Below are 23,048 nucleotides of genomic sequence, written 5' to 3' on the forward strand. Positions count from 1 at the left end.
AAGAATACGGATCGTGCGCAGTCAGTACCTTCTTTGTAGTCGACGGTTCGAGCCGGCCGCAATCGCTTTTCAGTAGTCGTGGAGGACCTCGACGGTCGTGTCGGGGATGTTCAGCACGGCGTCGAAGGCTTCCAGTACGGGCGTGTGCAGGTAGGAGCCCTGCAGCCGGATGCGGTCGGGGGGACTCTGCGGGTTCGGCGATGCCGGGGACAGGTCGGCGAGGCTCAGCCCGAGCCCGGCGTCGCCGAAGGCGGCCTCGATGCTGCCCTCCTCGGGCGGCTGCAGGTCCGTGGGGTGCACGGTGAAGCCGAACCGGGCGTTCTCGTCGAGGCTCATCTCGGCCGTCTGCCCCGTGGTGCTGGTCAGGCCGAGCGCGAAGTAGTCCGCGCCGAGCAGGTCGTGCAGATGCTGGCCCATGGGCAGGGTGGTCAGCCTGCCCCCGTACGCGATCGGGGTCTTCTGGATGTGGGCGTTGTGCGCCGCCAGCACGATGCGGGTGCCCGGCGCGGAATGCCGCAGGTGCCAGAGCACGGAACCGGCCATGTAGATCTCCCTGGCCGACGTGTCACCGGGCAGGCCCTTGGCGGCGAAGAGGTCCGCCATCGCGCGCATGCTGTATTCCCCGTGGCAGGCGGCCTCCAGGCGGCGTAGCGCGATGTCGTACTCAAGGTGGCCGCCCCGGGAGACGTACACGGGTTTCATCGAGTGGAAGCGGAGCAGCAGGCGCATCAGCACCGCGCTGAGCGCGTCCTGTTGAGCGGAGCCGAGCCGTGCCCATTTGGGAACGGCGCCCGCGCCGGAGGCGTCGGCGAAGAGCGCGGCGGTCTCGATGGCCCGCTCGGCCAGGCGCGCGGTCTCGGCGTCAACCTGCCGCAGGTAGTCGTGGACGGGCTGGAGTGCGGGCAGCAGCGAGCCGCCTCCCTCGGAGATGTCGACGCCGAGGAAGTCGGCCTGCCGGTCGGGGGTCTCGTTGTGCTCACGCAGCCAGCGCAGCGGTTCGGCGAGCCCGACCGGCAGCGCGACATCGTGGTAGCGCGCCAGGTCCTCCTTGGTTCCGGCGCCGTGGACCCAGGAGTTCAGGGTGAGTCCCTCGCTGAAGCCGAACTCGTAGGCCAGGGCGGTGAAGCCGCACCGCTGCACGAGGAAGCGCAGGATGCGATGACGCATGAGTGCGAACTCGGTGATGAAGTGGGAGCTTTCCCCGATGGCGACGACCCGGGCGTCACCGATCAGGGTGCGCAGCGGTTCCAGGTCGTCCTGTGGCGCCGCTGGATCGACGTGGGTCAGGGTGACCGCGTGATCGCGCAGCCGGTCCGCGAACGTCCGAGAGGTGGTTGACATGCTGGAGACTCGATTCTCGATGGCGCGGTGAGAGGAGCTCGTGCCTCCGGGCCGAGCTCCGGCAGTGGCGGAGAGACCGGCGCGCAGCGCTGTACGAGCGCCGGTCTCTCCCGAGGTGTCAGCGGAAGTAGCCGTGCGGGCCGTCGAGGGTCCAGCCCGGCTCGTCGCGGCGGATGACGTCCGCGTGCGCGGCGATGGCGATGCGCCACTTGGACTCGTGGTCGAAGTGGAAGCGCCAGATGCGCTTGGCGCTGTCGCCGGTGCGGCCGATGAAGCCGACGACGCCCTCCTCGATGAACCTGGCCGAGTCCTTGAGCTCCGCGTACTCGTCACGGTCGGAGGTCAGGATGTAGGACGAGGCCGAGGCGACGCGGAAGCGGTACAGCGGGACGCCTCCCCTGAACGGCCGGGTCGCGACCTGGCCGAGCGGGGTGGTGGTGCGCTTGAAGCCCATGCGCTCGGCGGTGGCCACCTCCGTCGCGCAGGCCGTGTAGAACACGCCCTCGCTCTTGGGCGTGGTCATCTCGACGAGGCGCGCGGTCGGGGCCACCGACCGGCAGGCGTCGGTCGTCGGGTCGGGCACGACGCCGGCCGTGGCCGCGGGCGCGGGCGCGGCCAGCAGCAGCCACCCGGTGACCACCGCGGCGGCAGCGGCCAGGATTCGTGTCGTACGCATGGAGTCTCCAGTCACGGTTGATAAAGGGTGCATCGGTGCGAGGTCGGTGATCGACTCGATGAGTCCGTGCCGACGGCGTGATTCAGTCTGACGAGCGGCCCGGTCCTTACGCTGTCGCATGGCCGTCGCCGAAACGGGCGCCACGGTGTCACCCGTGGCAGGCCAGGGCGGGTGTGTCGAAACCCGTCACCTCGTGCGCGAGTTCGCGGGCGAACAGGCGCACCAGGGCAGGCAGCCGGTAGAGCCCGGCCGACGCCACTTCGACGAGATGAGCGCCGGCGAGCTGGTCGAGGGCCAGCTGCGCCTCCTGCTCCGTCAGCCCGGCCAGCGATGCCGCCACGGACGGGTCCGTACTGGTCAGGTCCCGGACGGCCAGCAGCCGCAACAACCGCGTCGCGACGACGCCGTCCGCGACCGAGTCCAGGGCCCGGTAGCTCACCATGAGCATGGACCGCACGCCTCCGCCGTCGTCGTCGGACAACATCGGCAACCGCTGCCGCTCGTCGCCGAGCTGAGCGGCCAGCGCCCGTACCGGCAGGTTCGGCCGGGCGGCGAGCCGGCGTGCCGCGACCCGCAGGGCAAGCGGAAGGCATTCGCACAGGTGCGCTATCTGCGTCAACGCGTCCAGGTCGGAATCGGCGCGCCGCGCGCCGATGAGCGTGCGCAACATCGCCACCGCCTCGGACAACAGCAGCGGATCCAGCCGTTCGACGGCGCTGACGTCGAGAGAGGTGAACGCGCGGCGGCTGGTGATGAGGACCCGCGAGCCGGGTCCCGCGGGTAGCAGCGGATGCACTTGAGCGGGATGGGAGGCGTTGTCGAGCACGAGGAGCAGGCGTTTGCCGCTCGTGAGAGAACGCAGCCGTCCGGCCGCCTCTTCGACATCCGAGGGGATCGTCGAAGGGTTCACGCCCAGCGAGCGCAGGATGCGGCCCAGCGCGTACCGCACTGTCGCGGGATGGCTGTCGAGGGTGGAACCGCCCAGATCAACGTAGATCGAACCGTCGGGAAAGTGCTCGGCGGCCCGGTGAGCGGCCCGGATCGCCAGCGCGGACTTCCCGACGCCGCCGGCACCGGTGATCGCGATGACACCGCGGCGCCGCTCGGCGGTCAGCAGGGCATGCACGCGTTGCAGCGGGGCCGACCGTCCGGTGAACGCGTGCGGAACGGCCGGCACCTCGGCCGGGGTCGGCGTCAGCTCGGTCAGGAGCTGGAGCAGTTTGGCCATTTCACCGGACAGGGACCTGACCTCGTCCGGGCGTTCGGCGTGCTCGGTGCCGCTGCTCGTGACGCGTGGTTCCGGGCCCGCGCGCGCGTCCTGCCGCAGCACGAGCAGGTAGGTCTCGCGCAACTCGGCTCCGGGCTCCACGCCCAGCTCCTCGCGCAGCAGTTCCACGACGATCTTGTACGCCTCCAGCGCCTCCGCCTGCCGCCCCGACCGGGACAATGCGAGCATCAGCTGCGCGGTCAGGCGTTCGCGCGTCGGATTGTCCATCAGGGCCGCCTTCATCTGCGTGATCATCTCGTCGTAGCGGCCCAGCCGCAGCGCCAGTTCCCCCCAGCGTTCGAGCGTACGCAGGCGCTCCTCGACCAGCAGCGGAACGTCGATCGCGTGCAGCAGGTGGGAGCGCACGTTGGACAGCGGGGTCGGCCGCCACAGCGCCAGCGCGGCGGCCAGCGCGTCCGCCTCCTCCGCCGCCCGGCCCTCCTTTCTCTCGGTGGCGGCCAGATCGACCAGGTGGCGGTGCCGCATCAGGTCAAGCTCGTCCGCGGCGAACTCGGCGATGTAGCCGAGTTCACGTGTCTGGATGAACTGCCGGACCCCCTGGTCCGCCAGCGTTCGGCGCAAGCGCCCGATGTGCGTGTGTACGGCGCCCCGCCCGGGTGCGGGCTCGTCCCCGTCCCACATCCGTTCGATCAGCTCGTCGACGGAGACGAACTGGTTGGGCCTGAGCAAAAGTGTGGCCAGAATGATCCGCTGTTTGGCTGCGGGAATGGAGATGATTTCCCCCCGGTCCGCCACCTCCAGCGGGCCGAGAACGCTGAAGCGCGCCCGGCAGTTTCCCCTCGTCATGGTGGTGATCGCCCAATGAGTCTTTCGGGTTATAGAACCCAAGTGATCGTAGGGACGACACCGCCGGCATGTCTTGAACGGATTTAACCTCGACGAGGCCGGGCGGGTGTCACCGCTCCTTCGGCGGTGGCGCGAGCCAGTGGCGGGTGAGGTCGCGGACGGCCTCCAGCCAGCGTCGCGGTTGATCGCCGGCGGCGATCGCGTCCGCGGCGCCGTGCAGGACGGTGAACAGGATCGTGGCCGCGATGTGCGGGTCCACGGGGCGGAACGCGCCCTCGTCCATGGCGCGTCGCAGCGCCCTGGCGATGGCGGCGATGATGTCCGGATCCTCGTCCACGGGTACGAGCGCGGAGCTGGAGTGGAAGACGGCGGCGTGCAGCCCGCCGGGCCGGGAGATGGTGTCGATGGCCGCCGCGCATTCGGCGTCGAGTGTGGCCCACCAGTCGATCGGCTCGGTGGTTTCGGCGAGCCGGTGGAACCGGTCGGCGTACTCCCGCAGCACGCGCTCCCGTACCGCGGCGAGCATCTCCTCCCAGGAGGAGAAGTAGACGTAGAACGTGCCCTTGGCGGCGTCGGCCTCGGCGGTGACGGCCTGGACCCAGTTGGTCACGTCCTGCCCGGAGTCCAGCAGCCGGATGGCGGCATCGAGGAGCTCACCGCGCCTCGCCTCAGGAGAGAGCCGGCGCCGGCTCCTGGAGGTGACCATCGCACCAGGCTAGCCGACCGTGCGGGCCGGGCGGGCGCGGCGTGCCCGGCCTCCCGGCCCGCGCCTCACCTGGTGATTCCCGCGTGGGAGATGAGCAGTTCGCCGACGCCGCGCAGGTTGATGTGCTCCCGGTACGGCGGCGGGTCGGCGACGAGCCGGGGCTCGCGGACGCGCCGGGCGAAGGCGGCCAGCGCCAGCCGGCCTTCGAGCCTGGCCAGTGGGGCGCCCAGGCAGAAGTGCGGGCCGAAGCCGAAGCCCAGGTGCCGCACCTGCTCGCGGCCCGGGTCGAACCGGTCCGGGTCCGGGTTCGCCGCCGGGTCCCGCTGAGCCGCGGCCAGCAGGAGAATGACCAGGCCGCCCGCGGGCACCTTCGCCTTCCCGACGAGCAGGTCCCGGTCGGCCACCCGGGCGGTGAGCTGGACGGGCGGGTCGTAACGCAGGGTCTCCTCGACGACCGCCGCGGCCGTGCCGGGGTCGGCGCGCAGGGCGGCGAGCTGGCCGGGGTGCCTCAACAGGGCGAGCACGCCGTTGGCGATCAGATTGACCGTCGTCTCGTGCCCCGCCACCAGCAGCAGCACGATCGTGGAGACCAGCTCGTCATGGCTGAGCACGTCGCCGCCGTCCTGTGCGGCGAGCAGCTCGGAGATCAGGTCGTCCCGCCGCGGGCTCCTGCGCCGGTCGGCGACGAGCTCGTTGACGTAGCGGTGCAGCTCGACCGTGCCGCTCACCCACTCGGGGGTCTCGCCGTTCCCGTCGTCTGGGGCGGAGAAGCCGTCTAGCAAACGGGTGAGCCGCGCGGACCAGTGGTGGAACAGCCGCTCGTCGGCCTGCGGAACGCCGAGCATGCGGCAGATGACCGTCACCGGCAGGGTGCCGGCGAGGCCGGGCAGCAGGTCGAACGTGTCCCGGCCGGACGCGCGGTCGAGGAGGTCGTCGACCAGTCGCGCGACCGGGGCCTCCATCCGGGCGACGGCACGGGCGGTGAACGCGCTGCTGACCAGGCGCCGCAGCCGGGTGTGGTCCGGAGGGTCCAGGGACAGGAACCACGGCCGCCGGACCGAGGGCGGAGCGTCCGGGGGGTAGGGGTCGGCCGCCTGGTCATCCTGGAAGAACCGCCATCGCTCCGCGCTGAGCCGCGGGTCGCGCAGCAGCGTCTCGCAGTCGCGGTACCCCGTCACCACCAGGGTGGACATCTCCTCGACCCATACCGGGCCGCGGGCACGGAACTCGGCGTAGAGCGGGTACGGGTCGGCCCTCGACACGGGGTCGAGCAGCTTGCCGACCAGCTCGAAACCGGACATCTCACCATCCGTCCTCCTCGGAACGCACACTATTGACCTCAGGTCATTACTAATGACCTGAGGTCAATATGTCAACCGTGACTGTGTCGTTTCCAGAGAACGAGGATGAGGGCCGGCTGCGCTGGTGAGCAGGTCGGCGCGTTTTAACGCGTGGGGTGGGCCGGCTGGGTGGCCGCCAGGCTGGCCAGGAGCTTGAGCCGCTCTTCCGAGGTACTGCCCGGTTCGGCGGTGTAGATGGTGAGGCCGTGCCTCGTCCGGTCGGAGATGGGCAGGTCGAGGGACTGGTAGGTCAGTTCCAGCTCGCCCACCTGGGGGTGCCACAGCCGCTTGCCGCCGTCGTGGCGGATACGCACGTCGTGGGCGGCCCACTGGCCGCGGAACTCGGTGCTGAGCGTGGACAGCTCACCGACGAGGTCGCGCAGGGCCCGGTCGTGGGGCTCGCGTCCGGCCTCGGCGCGCAGCAGCGCGGCGCTGATGACGGCGGCCTCGTCCCAGTCGACGAAGAACCGCCGGGAGGCCGGATCGAGGAAGACGTAGCGGGGGAGGTTGGCGCGGCCGTACCGCGTGGTGGCGGGGCTGTCGAAGACCGGCGCGAGCAGGGCACGGGCCAGCGCGTTGCAGGCCACGATGTCGGCGCGGCCGTTGCGTACCCACGCCGCCGACATCGTCATGGAGTCCAGCAGCCACTGGACCCGCGGCGGGACCTGGACGTCCTTGCGGCGCGAGGGGGCGCGGCGGGCGGGCCGCGCGGCGCGGGCCAGGTCGAACAGGTAAGTACGTTCGTCCTGGCCCAGGCGCAGAGCCTGGGCCACCGCGTCGAGCACCTCTTCCGACACGCCGCCGATGTGGCCCTTCTCCAGCCGGGTGTACCACTCGGTGCTCACACCGGCCAGCACCGCGACCTCTTCGCGGCGCAGCCCGGGGACCCGGCGCCGGCCGCTGGTGGGCAGCCCGACCTGCTCCGGAGTGAGCTTGGCGCGCCGGGTGGCGAGAAAGTCCCGGATCTGCGCGCGGTGGTCGGGCCGGTGGTCCATGCCCTCCACGGTAACCGCAGGTGCCGGCGGTGAGGGGGGTTGAGCTTGTCCCCCTATAAGCGCGCTCTGCCTCGCCTGCGGCCAGGCGGATTTCATGGCGTCGGCGGACTTGAACGGCGCTCCTTCATCGCAGGCCGCCGTCCCTAGGCAATTTTCAGGAGGATGACCATGACCGGTAAGACCGTACTGATCACCGGCGCGACCAGCGGGATCGGCGCCCACACCGCGCGGTTGCTCCTCGACCGCGGCCACCGGGTGGCGGTCACCGGCCGCGACGAGGGCAAACTGAAGACCTTCCTCGACGAGGCCGGTCACCCCGACCGGCTGCTGGGTCTCGTCGCGGACGCGGCGGACTGGCAGGCCACCGAGTCGGCCGTGACCCGCACCGTGGAGCATTTCGGCGCCCTTGACGCGGCGGTGGCCAACGCCGGATTCATGTCCGGCGACTCGATCGGGGCCGGCGACCCGACGCTGTGGTCGCCCATGGTCCTCACCAACGTGCTCGGCCCCGCCCTGCTCGCCCATGCCGCCCTGCCCCACCTTGAGTCCACCGGCGGACGACTGGTGCTCATCGGCAGCGTCGCCGGGCTGAAGAACTCCCCCGCCAATCTCTACTCGGCCACCAAGTGGGCCACCACCGGACTCGCCGAGAACCTGCGCCTGCACGCCACGACCCGCGGCATCGGTGTCACTCTCGTCAACCCCGGCATGATCGACACACCCTTCTGGCAGGGCGCCGACGCGCCCCCCTTCGCCCTGCCTCCCCGGCCCATCGCCGAGGCCATCTGCTTCGCCCTCGACCAACCGGCGGGCGTCGACCTCAACACCCTGACCATCCGGCCCATGGGCCAGCCCGCCTGACCACGTCCAGGATGCCGCTCCGGCCGGTGCGGGGCCGTCATCACCGTCAGCCGTCGATGGCCTGGTAGAGGGTGGTCCAGAAGTCCTGGATGAGTCGCGGCGAGTCCAGGGTGGACATTCCGGTCTGGGTGAGCAGGATGCCGGTGAGCTGGTTGGCCGGGTCGGCGTAGGCGGTGGTGCCGGTGCCGCCGTCCCAGCCGAACTGGCCGGTGGGGGCGTAGTCGCCGCGGTAGGTGCGCACCCCCATCCCGAAGCCCCAGCCGCCGTGCAGGCCCTGACCTGCCGTCAGGTGGGCGATGCTGGTGTACATGGCGTCCCGGGCGGCCGCTTGCTCGGGGGTGAGGCGGTTGGTGGTCATCAGTTCGACGGCGGCCCTGGACAAGACGCGCCGGCCTTCGTACGTGCCGCCGTTGAGCAACATCTGGAAGTAGGCGCGGTAGTCGTCGGCGGTGGAGACCAGCGCGCTGGCGCCCTGGAAGGTCGGAGGCAGGACGGCCCGGCCGCCTTCCGCCTCGTCCCACAGGGTGAACTCGCCGGTCTGCGGGTCGGGACCGTACAGGGACGGCAGCCGGTCGATCTTGCCGGCGGGCACGTGGAACCCGGTGTCGGTCATGCCCAGCGGGTCGAGGACGCGTTCGCGCAGGAACGTCTCCAACGACTGGCCGGCGACCCTGGCGACCAGCACGCCGAGTACCTCGTAGCTGAGGTCGTACATCCACCGCCGGCCGGGCTGGTCCGCCAGGGGCAGTTCGCCGAGGCGGCGCATCCACTCGTCCGGGCCGGGCGCCGGTCCGGAGGCCACGCTGTAGTCGGTGGCCTTGAAGGTCGCGGCCCTGATCGGGGAGTCCATCCTGGCGAAGTCCACGCCGAGCCCGAACGTGGAGGTCAGCAGGTCCCGTACGATGATCGGCCGAAGCGCCGGGACCGTGTCCTCCAGCGGGCCGTCGGGCCGCGTCAGCACGCGCCGGTCGGCGAGTTCGGGCAGCCACGGATCCACCGGGTCGTCCAGGCGCAGCCTGCACTCGTCCAGCAGGACCATCGCCGCCGCCGTCGTGACCGGCTTGGACACCGACGCCATCCGGAAGATCGTGTCCCGGCGCATCGGCGCGCCGCCCTCGGCGCGCATCGTCCCGATCGTTTCGACGTGCGTGTGGCCTCCCCGGCTGACCAGGGCGACCAGGCCGGGGATCTTTCCGGACTCGACATGGCGGGCCAGCACCTCGCGCAGCCGGCGCAGCCCCGCCTCGGAGAAGCCGCTGTTGTTTCGTCCCATCATGAAGCTCCTTGTTCGCAGTGTTGGATCTCACGGCGGCCCCTTCGTGGCGGCCATGCGATGAGCGTGCACCCTGACCTAAGGTCAAGGTCAACCCAGTCGCGACCACGGGCTGACCTGCGGGAGCCCGGGCCGCGGTCCGGCGCGGTGATGGACCGGAACAGACGCGCGCTACCCTGACCCTGTGATCACCCGCGATCGTGAGGCGCGCTGAGCCGATGGCAGACGGGCTCACCATCGGTCAGGCGGCGGCGTTCGTCGGCGTCACGATCAAGACCGTGCGGCACTATCACCGGCTCGGCCTGGTCGCCGAGCCGGAACGTGACCCTTCTGGCTACCGGCGGTATCGGTCGGCCGACCTGCTGCGGCTGGTCCAGGCCCGGACGCTGGCCGAGGCCGGCGTGCCGCTGGCCGAGATCGGCGACCTGCTCGACTCCGATCCCGAACCGTTCGCCGCCGCGCTGGATGACGTCCATCGCCGGCTCACGGAGCGGATCGAGGACCTGATCGCGCGCCGCGACACGCTGCACCGGCTCGCTCACGGTGACCGGGCCCTGCTGCCCGACCGTGCCTGCGCGGTCCTGGACCGGCTCGCCGAGCTTGGCTTCGGTTCCGAGTACGTGGCCACCCAGCGGGAGGCTCTGGTGCTGGCCCGGGCACTGGTCCCGGAGCTCTTCGACAGCTTCCTGACCCGGCTTGAGCGCTCGTTCGACGATCCCGAGTACGTCGAGCTGACCAAGCGCGGCCTCGATGCGAGGTCCTGGGATCCCGACGACCCACGGATCGAGGAGCTGGCGTCCGCGCTGGTCAAGAAGCTGCTGGCCGACCGCGCGCTACTGGCGGTGCCGGCCGGGTCTCAGAACCGGTCCGACGCCGCCGCCCGGTACGGACTGGTCAACCACCACCGGGAAGACCAGGTGCCGGCCATCGCCCGGTTGAACGCGCTGGTCGAGGCGAAACTACGCGCGGTCGGCATCGACATCCCCAATCAATGACCGGCGCCCAGCCACGCAGGCCGCCGGATGGCGGATAAGTCCGCGGGTCGCCCAAGCCGCCGACGCGGCGTTATTTTTGGCACCCGCAACTGCGCCTGACGGCCAGGGGCGCCCGCGCGGCGGGCGCGCGGGAGGCGTCGTCGAACAGCAGGCCGACGGCCTGCTCCGCCATGGCGCGCAGCGGCTGCCTGGTGGCGGTCAGCGCGGGGGCGGTATGGGCGCTTTCTGGGGTTCCGTCCAGGCTGATCAGGGCGATCCCGCCGGGGACGTCAAGCCCGCGCGACCAAGCCCCCGACAACACTCCGATGGCCTGCTCGTCGGTGGCGGCGACCAGGGCGCGCGGCAGGGCGCCCTCCCCGGCGAGGCGGCGGGTCAGGGCGTCGGCGGCGGCGCGTGAATAGTCGCATCGCAGCAGTACGGAGCCGGGATCGCCGGCCACGGCCGCGCTCCATGCGGCCCGGCGCAGGCCCACGGGCCCGCCGTCGTCAGGGCCGGACAGGAAGGCGATGTGCCGGTGCCCGTGCCCGCGCAGATGGGCGACGGCTTCGTGCACGGCGTGATGGTTGTCGGCCGCCACGACGCGGGCCCGGCCGCCTGCCGGCCCGTGGTGGACGTACACGACAGGTACGCCGGCCGCCGCCGTCAGGGCCGCCACGTCGTCCGCCCCATCCGCGGAGACGATGATCAGGCCATCGACCCGGGCGTCCAGGAAACGATCGACGAGGTGGCGCTGGCGGGCCGCGGAGTAACCGGCGTTGCCGATCATCGTGAGCCGGTCGTGCCGGTCGAGCGCCTGCTCGACATGCCTGGCCAGGGCGCCGAAATAGGGGTTGGACGCGTCTGCCAGCACCAGGCCGACCACGCCCGTGGTACGCGAACGCAGCGCCCGGGCGATGCGGTTGGGCCGGTAGCCGAGTTCGGCCGCCGCGGCCAGGACGCGTTCGCGGGTCGCCGCCGCGACGGGACGGGGACCGTCGTTGATCACATAGCTGACCACGGCCGTGGAGGTCCCCGCTTTGCGGGCCACGTCGGCGAGTGTCGCTGGTCTGTCTGAATGGCTGGGCATGGCGGTTTACATTCTCGCATCTAACCGTTTAGATAGGTGACGTTCTAAACGATTAGATTCCTGGAGGCGAATCTGTGCCGGCCCTTCCCCTGATCGTCGACACCGACACGGGTTCCGACGACGCCGTGGCGCTGCTGCTGGCCGCCGCCAGCGGTCTCGGCGCCCCGCGCGCCGTCACGACGGTGGCGGGCAACGTCCCCCTGGAGACGGGGACCCGCAACGCGCTCATCTCGCTGCACCTGGCCGGCCGCCTCGACGTCCCCGTCCATCCGGGCTGCGAACGCCCGATGACGCGCCCGCTCGCCACCGCGCAACAGGTGCACGGCCGGGACGGAATGGGCGACATCGGCCTGCCCGATCCGCCGCGAGCGGCCGAGCGGGAACACGCGGTCGAGGTCCTGCTGTCCTACCCGCGCCGCTGCCCCGGCAAGCTGACGCTGGTCACGCTGGGCCCGCTCACCAACGTCGCCGCCGCCCTGCTGCGTGATCGCGACCTGCTCACCCGCTACCGGCACGTGTACTGCATGGCCGGCGCCGCCGACCTGCGCGGCAACATCTCGGCCACCGCCGAGTACAACGTGTGGGCCGACCCCGAGGCCGCCCGGGTGGTGTCGCAGGCCGCCACCCCGGACAAGGTCACCTGGATCGGGTGGGACGTCTCCCGTACCGACGCCGTCATGACGCCCGGGGACCAGCACCGGCTGGAGGAGCTGGGCACTCCCCTGGCGACCTTCGCCCATCGCGTCAACCGGACCGTCGCCGACTGGGCCCGTGACGTCACCGGCCTGCCCGGATACGACCTGCCCGACCCGATCGCCATGGCGGTGGCGCTACGGCCCGACCTGGTCATCGAGCAGGAGCGCGCCCACGTGGACATCGCCCTCGGCGACGAGACCCGCGGCCAGCTCATCATCGACCGCCGCCGCACGGCTCCCCCGCCCAACCTGACGCTGGTCAGGCGGGTCAGCGAAACCGGCTTCAAACGCCTGCTCTTCGACACCTGCGCCCGTGAACTGGAAGGAAACCGATGAACGCAGCCGTGCCGCGCTACGAACTGCACTGCCATCTCGACGGATCCGTACGCCCCGGCACGGTCGCCGACCTCGCACGCCGCCGGGGCATCACCCTCGAAGGACCGGTCGAACACCTGGTGACGGCGCCGCCCGACTGCGGCAGCCTCAGCCGTTACCTCACCTACATCGACCTGCCCCTGCGGGTCCTGCAGACGCCCGACGCCCTCCGCAGGGCGGCGCGCGAACTGGTCGAGGACTGGGACGCCGACGGCGTGGTCTACGGCGAGGTGCGCTTCGCCCCGCAGTTGCACGGCCGCGACGGCATGACCCAGGACGAAGCCGTCGCGGCCGTCGCCGCGGGGTTGGCGGCGGGCCGCCAGGCCACCGGCGTACGCACCGGGCTGCTGCTGTGCTGCCTGCGCCACCAGAGCCCGGACGACAGCCTCGCCGTCGCCGAGACGGCGCTGCGGCACCGTGACCAGGTGGCCGGCCTCGACCTGGCCGGCGACGAACGGCTCCATGCCGCGGCGCCGCACCGGGCCGCCTTCGACCTCGCCCACGGCGCCGGGCTCCCGTGCACGGTGCACGCCGGGGAGGCGGCGGGCCCGGAGAGCGTGTGGGAGGCGATCGAGGTGCTCGGTGCCCGCCGGATCGGGCACGGCGTGCGGTGTGCCGGCGACGAGGCACTGCTGGCGAGGCTGCGCAGGGACCGGATCGCCCTGGAGATGTGCCCGGTCAGCAACGTGCAGACCGGCGCGGTTGCCGGCCTGCGGGCGCATCCGGCCTCCCGGCTCCTGGACGAAGGGCTGGCGGTCACCATCAGCACCGACGCCCGTACCACCTCGGGCACCACGCTGACCAGGGAGTTCGGCGAGCTGCGCGAGGTGGCCGGGTGGACGGCGGAGCAGGAGGAACGTGTACAGGCTCACGCGGCCGGGGCGGCCTTCGCCCGTACCGGACCTGCGACGGCTTGACCGCTCAGGGCCATCGCACCCTCTTTGTTGTGAGGACCTCGCCCACCACTGGTGTGGCCTACTCGAAGGGGATGCCGTCGAAGGTGCCGGATACGGATGGCCGGGTGGAGAACGCCGTCCAGGACAGCGTCACCTCGTGAGTGCGTCCGCCGCTCTCGGCCGTGAGGGTGGCGGTGGCGTGACCGTCCGGGGTGAGGGTGATCGGGCCGCTGACCCGCAGGTCGCGCACGAACCGCACTGCGTCGAGTGTGATGTCCTGGCCGAAGGTGACCTGGCCGCCGCGCAGCCCCGGCTCGTTCGGCCGCCCGAAGTAGTAGAAGGCGTGCGGATTGCGGCGGGCGGTGGCGTCGGCGGCGGTGGCGAAGGTGGCCGCGAGGATCCGCCGTTGGCCCGGGCTGAGCTCGCCGGCCGGGTGCGGCGCCACGTCCCTGAGTTCTTGCGGGAAGCCGCCGACGGCGCGGTAGTTCTCGCCGGTGCAGTTCTGGTCGGCCACCCGCTTGGTGGTCAGGAAGGTACGCAGCATGCCGCGTACGCAGTCACCCATCGGCGACGGCAGAAAGGACTGCGCGTGGATCCCGAACGGAATCCGGATGACGGTCGCGTTCGGGAAGACCTGCAGCGACCGCTCCACCTCTGCCGGGCGGTGGAGGTCGAAGTCCCCCGCCACCACCAGGATGGGCACATCGGGGAGCGCCTGTCCGGGCGGGCGCGGCGGGCTGTGTCGCGGGGTCGGCCAGTTGACGCACCACTCCAGGCTGGCGATCGCCTCGGTGGAGTGGAAGTCGGTGGGCCGGTAGGGCTCCAGCGGGCGTTCCCGCTCGTAGTACCGCTCGGCCTGGGCTTGACGTTCGGCCGCCGATGCCAGCCGGTCGAAGGGGAAGGAGCCGTCGCCGCAACGAAAGGCCACATGCCCCGCAAGCCAGGGAGGGTTGAACGGCGGGACGGTCTTGGGGGTCAGCCGGGCCAGACGGCGTAGTGGAGCCGGGTCACCGTTGAGGTAGGCGTGTGCGGCCGCGACGTTCTCCCGGCCGAGCACCGCTTCGGCCGGCTCGCGCAGGGTGAGTGCCTGGTGCAGCGTCACCTCCGGGTCGGGTTGCCTTCGCAGCCGGTCCACCAGCCTCTTCCAGGTGTCGGAGGCCTTGCCGGGCAGCGCGTCGCATGCCTTCGACCGCTCGCAGATGAGGTCAAGGTAGTCGAGCCGGGCGTCGAATTCCCGCTCGACGTACCCGTCGCGGCGGATGACCATGGAGCTGTCCAGGAAGATGGCGTCCAGGCTGTTGGGGTAACGGGCCGCGTACGCCTGGGCGTACAGGGTGCCGTACGAATTGCCGAAGTAGCTCATCTTTCCCAGGCCGAGCGCTCGGCGTACCGCGTCGAGGTCGTGCGAGGCCTGGTCGGCGGTGAAGTAGGCGCCGCGCGGCCCCACGCTCTTGGCGCAGGCGGCTATGGTGGCCGGCTTGAAGGGGTCGGCGTCCGGGCACAGCAGCGGAGAGGACTTTCCGATCCCGCGCGGGTCCATGACCAGGAGGTTCTTCCGGTCGAGGACGGGCCCGAGTACCTGTTGGATCTTGGGTGTCTCCGGCAGGGCCGGTTGGGGGCCGCCGCGGTTGGCCGCCACCGTGCCGTCGGCGTCCTTGGCCGGGATGAAGGTGAAGGCCACGGAGATGCGTTCGGAGGAGGGGTTGTCCCAATCGAGGGGGACCTCGATGGTGCCGTCGCAGTGGGTGGTCGCGGTCGCGCACTCATGCAGGTCGGCCGGAGGGGGCGGGGTGGCGGGCAACAGGGCCGCGGCGAGGGCCAGCCCCAAGGTCTTGGCGATCATGCTTCCCAGCCTTCCTGTCCTTGATCCGATTTTCCTCGGCACTGGGAAGGGTTGGGCGGTGGGAGCCTGCTCCCAGCCGTCTGCGACCGTGGGCTGATATGTGCCCCAACGCTCCAGGTGAATACCGCTGCCGCCCACCCAAGTGAACTGAACCGACGGCCACCAGCGGGGTTTCCGCGGCGTAAGCCCGCAGGCACCCACACATCTCCCGGCCCTCACGCGTTCGGCAAGATTGTCCAGCCATGGGCCATTGATGGGGCGACACCCGGCGCGTACGTCGACAAACGTCGTGTCCTCCCCCATGCTCGACAACAGACCGGCATGTCACTCTATGTAGCTGGTCGCGGGCTTCGAGTGATGTGGAGCAGGTCATGGCCGAGCTGGGACGCGTGCGGTGGAAGCGCTTCGGGCTGCTCTTGCCTCCTGTCGCGGTGGTGACGTCGCTGCTGGTCGGCGCCACGGCTCAGGGCGTCATCGGCGCCACGTTCGTGGTCTCCGGCAGCAGCTTCAAGCTCTTCGCCAGAGAGTTGCGCGGCCAGGGCTTCACCTTGGCCACCGACGTGGACGAGACGAGGAAAGGGCGGCTTTATCCCGTCATCGTGGCCGGTATCAGGCGGGCCGCGGTCGACGAACTGTGCTCCAGCGCGCTGGTGAAGACGCCCGTGGGCACGATCACGCTGCGGCTCACCGGTGGCCAGGGCGGCAACGAGGTGATCATCGACGACCTGGTGATCGATGTGGTGGCGGGCCAGACGGCCGCTTCCATCCGCGACCTCGAACTGGGCCGGGACGCCAGCACTCTCGATGAGGTTCCCGGCGGCAGAGGGCCGGCCGGCACCTTCGGCGGTCAGGCCAGAGTGGTCACTCTCCGCAATGTCAGGCTGGGCGCCCGGGCGGTCACCGCCGCGACGTTCAGCCTGCCCGACCTCGGCCTCAAGGTGACGCGCGGCACGCACGAGTGTTACTGAGCCGAACCCGATCTCTCTCGAAGGGCGGAAGCAGATGAGGATGTGGCGGCGATCGCGGCCGTTCTGGGGCGGGTTGTTCATGGTCGCGGCCGGGCTGGAGTTGTTGTGCATTCCGCTCGCCCTCGACGCGCTGCCCGTGGCCGTGGTGTTCGGCGCCGTGGGGGTCAGTTACATGATCGCCCTGATCATGGTGCTGGCGGGCGTGCTCGTCTGGTTGCAACCCGGCCAGGGCGTGTTTCTCGGCTCGATCGCCGTGTTGTTGTCCATGGCCTCGTTCGTCTACTCCAACCTGGGCGGCTTCCTGGTCGGCATGATCCTGGGCCTGCTGGGTGGCATGCTCGCGGTGGCCTGGACTCCTGACAGCCGAACCGGTGACGGCTTCGACACCGTGAAGGTCCGCAGTGCCTTCCTCGCCGCAAGGATCCGCGTGTCCCGCGTGGGTGAGGCGGGCTTGGCGGCGATCACGGCTCTGGTACGGCGCTGCCGGCGGACCAGGCCCTGGAAGCGCGGCTGCGCCGAGAGCTGATGGGATGAAATTCCGGCCTGAGCCTCGGGGGCTGCTTTGACGTTCGCGGCGGGACTTCGCGGGGTACGGCGGGGCGACCTGGTCAAGGAGGGCACCGCGGGCGTGACGCTGGCCGCGCTGGCGATCCCGCTGAACATCGGCTACGCCCAGATCGCCGGCCTGCCGCCGGTGGTCGGCCTGTACACCGCCATCCTGCCGATGCTGGTCTTCGCGCTGTTCTGCTCCTCCCGTCAACTCGTGGCCAGCCCGGACGCGCCGATCGCCGCCCTGATCGCCTCGCTGCTGGTCGCGATCGTCGCCCGGCCTGGCAGCCCGCAGTACGTCGAACTGGCCTACGCCCAGGCGCTGGTGTGCGCGGTGGTGTTCCTGCTCTTCTACGCCTTCAAACTGGGCTTCCTGGCGAATTTCCTGTCCGAGCCCGTGCTGGTCGGGTTCATCGCGGGGCTGGCCGTCGAGATCCTCACCAGCCAGGTCAAGAAGATCCTCGGCGTGCACACCGGCGCCGAACGCTTCTTCCCGGAACTGTGGGAGATCATCATCCAGCTCCCCCGGGCCCACTGGTGGAGCGTCGCCGTGGGAGCGGGCACCATCGCGGTGATCCTCCTGCTGCGGCGGCTCGCGCCCGCCCTGCCCGGCCCGCTGATCGCGCTCGTCGCCGCGGCGATCCTGGTCGGCCTGACGGGGCTGGACCGGCATGGCGTGTCCGTGCTGGGCGCAATCCCGTCCGGGCTGCCCACCCCGCACTGGCCGGGCATCTCGCTCGGACAGTGGGCGGCACTCGTCCCCGGCGCCATCGCCATCTGCGCCGTCACCCTCGCCGACGGGCTGCTCACCGCGCGCCGCTACGCCGAACAGCGCGGCTACCCGCTGAACGCCGACCAGGAACTGCGCGCCTTCGGGCTGGCCAACGTGGCCGCCGGGCTCACCCAGTCGATGACCATCGGCTCCAGCGCCTCCCGTACGGCGGCCATGGACTCGATCTCCTCCCGCTCCCAGATCCCCAGCGCCGTCTGCGCGGTCGTGGTGGCGGTCCTGCTGGCCTTCTTCAGCGGCCTGCTCGCCTACCTGCCGAACACGGCGCTGGCGGGCATCGTCGCCGTGGCGGTGATCAAGCTCGTGGACGTGCGCCGGCTGCGGGAGCTCTGGGCGCTGCGCCGCTCGGAGTTCTGGATCGCGGCGGTGTGCCTGCTGAGCGTTCCCGTTCTCGGCTCGCTCACCGCCGTCGTCATCGCGTTCCTGCTGTCGGCGGTGGACGTGGTCCGCCGGGCCGCCCGCCCGAGCACCGCCACCCTCACCCCAGGCGAGCACGGCCGGTACGTCAGCGGCGAGCCACAGGGCGACCTGGTCGTCTACCGCTTCGAGAGCCAGCTCTTCTTCGCCAACGCCGACACGTTCAAAAACGAGATCGAAGCCCTGGCCGGCCACGGCGTGCGGCACATCGTCCTGGACGCCGAAGCGATCAGCGACGTCGACACCACCGGCGCCGAAGCTCTGCGTCAGGTCACCGATCTGCTGCGCGAGCGCGGTGTCAGCTTCTCGATCTCGCGGGCCACGGCCCGCGTGCGCGGGCTCCTGGTTCACTACGGCCTGACCGGGCTGACGTTCCACGAATCCAACGAGGCCGCCGCGGCCTGCGAACGCAAGGGGGAACCTCGTGGGTAAGGCCTTCGCCGACATGCTGCCCTACACGCTCGGCCTCATCGTCTCCCCCTTTCCCGTGATCGCCGTGATCGCGCTGCTCGTCAGCACCGGCGGCCGGGCCAAGGCGGCGGTGTTCGAGGTGGCCTGGCTCGTGGTGAGCTGGCTGGTGCTGCTGGCACTCACCGCGCTGCTCGGCGCCGTGGGAGCCGCCGGTGACGGCGGGCGGCCGGCCTGGCTCTCCGCCGTGGCGCTGGTCATCGGGCTGATCCTGCTGGCGGTCGCGGTGGCCGGCGCGCGCCGGGCGGCCCGCCGCACCGCCGGGCAGGCGCCTCGGGTGCCGCGCTGGATCGCGGCCATGGACGCGATGACCCTGCCCAAGATCGCCGGGGTGGCGACCGCGCTGATCGTGGCCAACCCGATCAATCTCACCGCGTTGATCGGCGGCGCCATCGCGGCCGGGCGGGTGCCCCTCTCGCTGGTTCAGCAGGCCGTCCTGGCGGCGATCTTCGTCGTCCTGGGCAGTGTGGGAGTGCTCGCCCCGTACGCCCTGACGATGCGCGAAGGCGGGGACGAACGCCTGGCCCGGCTGCGCGCCTGGCTCATCCTCCACAACGGCGCGCTCAGCCTGCTCCTGATCGCGGTCTTCGGCCTGCTGTTCCTGGCCAAGGGACTGCACGGCCTGCTGCCCTGAGCCGGTCGGGCCGGGGCGTGCCCCTGCTGCGAGCGACCACGCCCTGGCGGCGGCTTCGGGATCGTGACGGTGTGGCGTCGATCGGTCGCCGAGCTTGCCGCAGGCTAGTCGCGGGCGAGCATGGCCATGCCTTCGAGGTCGTGGTCGACGTAGTGCTCACCGCTGACGTTGACGGTCACCTTCTTGATGGTGCCGCCGGTGAACGGGAACGGCGCGCCGTAGTCGCTGCTGACCGGGTCGGCGGAGTCGCGTCCCACGCACAGGCCCTCACCGGCCAGGGCGAACTTGCCGGGCTGGGTGCGCATCGGCCCTTCCGCGACCACCTGGTCCCCGGTGAACAGGCGCAGCGTGCCCCGCGCCACCCCTTCCGGCTCCTCCCCTTCCTTGGCGAATTCCACCCCGACGGACAGGGCGCCTGTGGTCAGCGGCCGGTCTGAGACGAAGGTCTGCTCGTCGGCGCCGAGGAAGTTGTAGCAGTAGCGCAGCGTGCCGTCCTTGACGTACAGGGTGTGCCCGCCGAACCGGGACCCCTGCGCGAAGATCACCCCATCGGGCGAGCCGGCGTCCAGTTCTGCCTTGATGGAGAAGGAGCGGTTGCGGATGTTGACGGCCACGCCCTCGGGCACGTCGGAGGTGCCGGGGTAGTAGACGTAGACGTCGCGCGGCTTGGCGGGCAGCGGGCGCGGCAGGGCGAGTTGTTCGCGCGAGGTCCGGTCGTCCAGCGGGAAGACGCCGTTGGCTCCGGCCTCGGCGAACCAGATGCCCGCCAGCTGGCGTACCTTGTCCGGATGCTCGGCCGCCAGGTCGCGGGTTTCGGCCCGGTCCTCGGCCACGTGGTAGAGCTCCCATTCGTCGGCCATGAAGTCGCCCTTGCCGCTGAGCGCTCCGTGGCGGGCCACGACCTTCCACCTGTCGTGGTAGAGGGCGCGGGTGCCGAGCATCGAGTAATACTGCGTGGTACGGGTGCTCGGAGCCTGTGGCGCGTCGAAGGTGTAGGCCATGGACGTGCCGTGCATCGGCGACTGGGTGTGCCCCTTGATCTGCCGGGGCGGCTCGACGCCCACGAGGTCGAGCACGGTGGGCACGATGTCGATGGCGTGATGGTACTGGTCGCGCACCTGGCCGCCGACGTCCTTCGTCCGTGCGGGCCAGCTGATGATCAACGGGTCGGCGATGCCGCCTTCCAGGGTGTAGCGCTTGAACATCTTGTACGGCGCGTTGAACGCCCACGCCCAGCCCGTCGGATAGTGGTTGTAGGTGTCCGGCCCGCCGAGCTTGTCCAGCTTGGCCATGTTCTCGGCGGGATCCTCCGGCCAGCCGTTGAAGAACTTGTTCTCGTTGACCGAACCGTCGGGTGAGCCTTCGCCGCTGGCGCCGTTGTCGGAGACGACCACCACGATGGTGTCGTCCAGTTGCCCCGACTCCTCCAGATAGTCCAGCAGCCTGCCGATCTGGTGGTCGGTGTAGGCGCAGAAACCGGCGAACACCTCGGCCATCCTGCAGAACAGACGCCGCTCATCCTCGCTCAGCGAATCCCACGGCTTGACCTGGTCGCCCGGCGGGATGACGTCGGCCGGCCACGGGTTGATCGGCGAGAGCCGGGTGCCGTCCGGCACGAGCCCGTGTTCCTTCATGCGGTCGAGCACGATCTCGCGGTAGCGCTCGTAGCCCATGTCGAAGACGCCCTTGTACTTGTCGATCCACTCCTTGGGCGCGTGGTGCGGGGCGTGGTTGGCGCCGGGCGCGAAGTAGCAGAACCACGGCTTGTCCGGGTCCACCTGGCGGACGTCACGGATGAACTCGATCGCGCGGTCGGCCAGATCCTTCGACAGGTGGTAGCCGTCCTGCGGGGAGTACGGCTGCTCGACGAAGTGCTGGTCGTAGGTCAGGTCGGGGAACCACTGGTTGGTCTCGCCGCCCAGGAAGCCGTAGTAGCGCTCGAAGCCGCGGCCGGTCGGCCAGGTCCTGCGGGAGCCGGCCATGCTGGATTCGGTCTCCGGCGTGAGATGCCATTTGCCCAGGCACAGGGTGGAGTAGCCCTGCTCGACCAGAATCTCGGCGAGGGTGCCGTTCTCCGGCGGGATCACCGCGCTGAGGCCGGGAAAGCCGTTGGCTCCCTCCACGATGCACGCCATGCCGTTGCTGTGGGCGTTGCGGCCGGTCAGCAGGCTGGAGCGGGTCGGTGAGCAGAGCGCGGTGGTGTGCCAGTTGGTGAAGCGCAGGCCCGACTCCGCCAGCCGGGTCATGTTCGGCGTCTCCACCAGGCCGCCGAAGGTGTCCCAGGTCGCGATGCCGGTGTCGTCCCAGACGAGGTAGAGCACGTTGGGCGAGCCTTCGCGTGCCCGTGGTGGCAGGAAGGGTTCCCAGTCCGCGACGGAGTCGCGGACATCGAGATTGATCACGCCGTTGAATGTCCGGTTCACGCGTTCCTCCGCATCGCCACCTGATGGCTATGGCTCGCATGCCCGCGACCCGTTCGAGCGCAACGCGACGTTCGCTCAACGGATGTTCAAGGCCGGGAATCGGGTCCACGCGGCAGGGAGAAGCGGGTCCGCCAGGCTCGGTCCGCCATCGCCCGATCCGCTCCTGGCCGGCCTCGATCTTCTGCTCCTCCAAGGTCCTTCCCGAAGGCGCGCGCCGATGTGAAGATCAAGGCATGCTCCGTACAAGGACTGTGCCGTTGATGCTTGCCGTCATCGTCACCACGCTGCTGACCAGCGGAAACGCCCACGCGACGGTGGACCAGCCGTTACCCTCGGCGGTCTTCCGCGCCACCCACAACAGCTACTCGGGCAACCTCGACGGCAGCCGCGCCTCCATCACCCAACAACTCGACCGCGGCATCCGCTTCATCGAGCTCGACATCCACGACAACGGCTACACCACCGCCGGCGACTACTCCATCGGCCACGGCTCCCCCGGCGACCTGGTCGACCGCGCGGGAAACCCCGCTTCCAACCGCCTGCGCGACTGGCTCGACGTGATCGACGACTGGTCCGCGAGCCATCCCGCCGCCGCGCCGATCGTCGTCGCGCTCGACCTTAAAGACGACCTGACCGACAACCCCTCCTACGCCGAGGGCAACCCGGCCGCCCTCAACGACACGCTCACCACCGCCTTCGGGCCCCGGTTGCTCCGCGCCGACGCCTACCCGGCGAGCCCGCCGACGGTGGACGCGCTGCGCGGCCGGGTGCTCCCGGTCATCTCCGGCAACGGCACCACCCGCACCCTGTACAAGCGCGACGTGGGCCACAACCCGGCCATCGCGATCAACGGACGCGGCCAGGTCGTGCAGGTGCACGACTCCGGCGGCGGCGAGCTGTGGTACTGGACCGGCACGTACGGCTCCGACGGCCGGGTGACCTGGCTGCGGCACGGGAAGTACGACACCGGGGTCACCCCCGCGGTAACCCTGAACGACAACGGTGACCTGGTCGAGGTCCACCAGTCCCAGAGCGCGACCACGCTCTGGTACCGGATCGGCCGCCTGCACGCCGGCGGCGAGATCACCTGGTCGCCCAGCCGCCGCTACGACAACGGCGTCCAGCCGACGATCAGGTTCACCGACCCGGCCGGCACCCGGTTGCGGGAGATCCACCGCAGCCAGAGCAACGCGCAGAACTGGCACTGGGACGGCTCGCTCGACGCCGCCGCGATGACCGTCGCCTGGAGCGGCAACGCCAGAACCTCCGACGCCCTCTACGACAAGACCACCTCGGCCAGCGGCACCTCGCGCGTGCGCGTGTGGACCGGCGCCGACGGCCCGACCCCGGCCCAGACCCTGCGGATCGACACCGACCGGCGTACCGGCGACCGCATCCGCCACCAGCAGGTCGCCTTCGTGGAGTTCCAGCGGGGCAACAGCGCGGAGCTGCGGCAGGACGCGCTGTTCTACGCGGCCCCGGCCGGTGAGTCCGCGTTCATCACCGAGGCGCGGCAGGCGGGGCGGCTGGTGCGCGGCTGGGGGTTCAACTCGGCGGGCAACGCCACCGACCCACCGGCCAGCTACCCGGCGACCGACCACCCCTACACCACCTGGTACCAGGACCTCCTCACCCGGTTCGGCGCCGTCCAATGAGCGGTTCG

19 protein-coding genes are annotated in these 23,048 nt (G+C 70.7%); 9 read left to right on the forward strand and 10 right to left on the reverse strand.

What is annotated here, in order from left to right; genetic code table 11:
- Nucleotides 1-69: 69 nt before the first annotated feature.
- The 6 genes from AB0I81_RS33250 to AB0I81_RS33275 form a co-directional block, all read right to left on the reverse strand.
- Nucleotides 70-1,341, reverse strand: coding sequence for an erythromycin esterase family protein (locus tag AB0I81_RS33250; RefSeq protein WP_360664664.1), 1,272 nt, complete (start codon nt 1,339-1,341; stop codon nt 70-72).
- Nucleotides 1,342-1,459: 118 nt separating this feature from the next.
- Entirely contained in the window at nt 1,460-2,017 is a 558-nt protein-coding gene (locus AB0I81_RS33255) for a hypothetical protein (protein WP_360664667.1), read from the reverse strand.
- 148 nt (nt 2,018-2,165) lie between these two features.
- Nucleotides 2,166-4,091: a BTAD domain-containing putative transcriptional regulator gene (locus AB0I81_RS33260; RefSeq protein ID WP_360664670.1), complete on the reverse strand. Its 1,926-nt coding sequence runs from the start codon at nt 4,089-4,091 to the stop codon at nt 2,166-2,168.
- Between the two features lie 109 nt (nt 4,092-4,200).
- Nucleotides 4,201-4,797 (reverse strand): TetR/AcrR family transcriptional regulator, encoded by a 597-nt coding sequence (locus AB0I81_RS33265; protein WP_360664673.1) that lies wholly within the window; start codon nt 4,795-4,797, stop codon nt 4,201-4,203.
- 65 nt (nt 4,798-4,862) lie between these two features.
- Complete coding sequence (locus AB0I81_RS33270; protein WP_360664676.1) at nt 4,863-6,098, reverse strand: cytochrome P450; 1,236 nt, start codon at nt 6,096-6,098, stop codon at nt 4,863-4,865.
- Nucleotides 6,099-6,241: 143 nt separating this feature from the next.
- Nucleotides 6,242-7,132: a helix-turn-helix transcriptional regulator gene (locus tag AB0I81_RS33275; RefSeq protein ID WP_360664679.1), complete on the reverse strand. Its 891-nt coding sequence runs from the start codon at nt 7,130-7,132 to the stop codon at nt 6,242-6,244.
- Between the two features lie 168 nt (nt 7,133-7,300).
- Here AB0I81_RS33275 and AB0I81_RS33280 point away from each other — a divergent pair, with 168 nt between their 5' ends.
- Nucleotides 7,301-7,993, forward strand: a complete 693-nt coding sequence (locus AB0I81_RS33280; RefSeq protein ID WP_360664682.1) for an SDR family NAD(P)-dependent oxidoreductase — start codon at nt 7,301-7,303, stop codon at nt 7,991-7,993.
- 46 nt (nt 7,994-8,039) lie between these two features.
- On the opposite strand, the gene AB0I81_RS33285 is transcribed toward AB0I81_RS33280, so the two are convergent.
- Nucleotides 8,040-9,269, reverse strand: a complete 1,230-nt coding sequence (locus AB0I81_RS33285; RefSeq protein WP_360664685.1) for a serine hydrolase domain-containing protein — start codon at nt 9,267-9,269, stop codon at nt 8,040-8,042.
- 215 nt (nt 9,270-9,484) lie between these two features.
- On the opposite strand from AB0I81_RS33285, the gene AB0I81_RS33290 reads away from it, so the two are divergent.
- On the forward strand, nt 9,485-10,261 hold the full coding sequence (locus tag AB0I81_RS33290; protein WP_360664688.1) for a MerR family transcriptional regulator: 777 nt from the start codon (nt 9,485-9,487) through the stop codon (nt 10,259-10,261).
- A gap of 70 nt (nt 10,262-10,331) precedes the next feature.
- On the opposite strand, the gene AB0I81_RS33295 is transcribed toward AB0I81_RS33290, so the two are convergent.
- Nucleotides 10,332-11,288 carry a LacI family DNA-binding transcriptional regulator gene (locus AB0I81_RS33295; RefSeq protein ID WP_360664691.1) on the reverse strand — a complete coding sequence of 319 codons (957 nt, stop codon included), beginning with the start codon at nt 11,286-11,288 and terminating at the stop codon, nt 10,332-10,334.
- A 113-nt stretch (nt 11,289-11,401) separates the two neighbouring features.
- On the opposite strand from AB0I81_RS33295, the gene AB0I81_RS33300 reads away from it, so the two are divergent.
- Both AB0I81_RS33300 and add read left to right on the forward strand, forming a co-directional pair.
- Entirely contained in the window at nt 11,402-12,358 is a 957-nt protein-coding gene (locus tag AB0I81_RS33300; protein ID WP_360664694.1) for a nucleoside hydrolase, read from the forward strand.
- Nucleotides 12,355-13,314 carry an adenosine deaminase gene (gene add / locus AB0I81_RS33305; RefSeq protein WP_360664697.1) on the forward strand — a complete coding sequence of 320 codons (960 nt, stop codon included), beginning with the start codon at nt 12,355-12,357 and terminating at the stop codon, nt 13,312-13,314. Before AB0I81_RS33300 ends, add begins: the two co-directional genes overlap by 4 nt.
- 58 nt (nt 13,315-13,372) lie before the next feature.
- Here add and AB0I81_RS33310 read toward each other — a convergent pair whose 3' ends face one another.
- Nucleotides 13,373-15,136, reverse strand: coding sequence for an alpha/beta fold hydrolase (locus AB0I81_RS33310; RefSeq protein ID WP_360664700.1), 1,764 nt, complete (start codon nt 15,134-15,136; stop codon nt 13,373-13,375).
- Nucleotides 15,137-15,507: 371 nt separating this feature from the next.
- Here AB0I81_RS33310 and AB0I81_RS33315 point away from each other — a divergent pair, with 371 nt between their 5' ends.
- Genes AB0I81_RS33315 through AB0I81_RS33330 form a run of 4 tightly spaced genes read left to right on the forward strand, consistent with a single transcriptional unit; the run spans nt 15,508 to nt 18,962 of the window.
- Entirely contained in the window at nt 15,508-16,104 is a 597-nt protein-coding gene (locus AB0I81_RS33315; RefSeq protein ID WP_360664704.1) for a DUF6230 family protein, read from the forward strand.
- Between the two features lie 40 nt (nt 16,105-16,144).
- A complete protein-coding gene (locus tag AB0I81_RS33320) occupies nt 16,145-16,630 on the forward strand; it encodes a DUF6114 domain-containing protein (RefSeq protein ID WP_360664707.1) in 486 nt (161 codons plus the stop codon).
- A 36-nt stretch (nt 16,631-16,666) separates the two neighbouring features.
- Complete coding sequence (locus tag AB0I81_RS33325; RefSeq protein ID WP_360664709.1) at nt 16,667-18,292, forward strand: SulP family inorganic anion transporter; 1,626 nt, start codon at nt 16,667-16,669, stop codon at nt 18,290-18,292.
- Complete coding sequence (locus AB0I81_RS33330) at nt 18,285-18,962, forward strand: GAP family protein (RefSeq protein ID WP_360664712.1); 678 nt, start codon at nt 18,285-18,287, stop codon at nt 18,960-18,962. The genes AB0I81_RS33325 and AB0I81_RS33330 overlap by 8 nt, the downstream gene beginning before the upstream one ends.
- Before the next feature lie 104 nt (nt 18,963-19,066).
- Here the strand turns inward: AB0I81_RS33330 and AB0I81_RS33335 are convergent, their stop codons facing one another.
- Entirely contained in the window at nt 19,067-21,385 is a 2,319-nt protein-coding gene (locus AB0I81_RS33335; protein WP_360664715.1) for an arylsulfatase, read from the reverse strand.
- A 260-nt stretch (nt 21,386-21,645) separates the two neighbouring features.
- Here AB0I81_RS33335 and AB0I81_RS33340 point away from each other — a divergent pair, with 260 nt between their 5' ends.
- Nucleotides 21,646-23,040, forward strand: coding sequence for a hypothetical protein (locus AB0I81_RS33340; RefSeq protein ID WP_360664718.1), 1,395 nt, complete (start codon nt 21,646-21,648; stop codon nt 23,038-23,040).
- Nucleotides 23,041-23,048: the final 8 nt, after the last annotated feature.

It is taken from the genome of Nonomuraea sp. NPDC050404, assembly GCF_040655495.1.
Taxonomy (GTDB): Bacteria; Actinomycetota; Actinomycetes; order Streptosporangiales; family Streptosporangiaceae; genus Nonomuraea.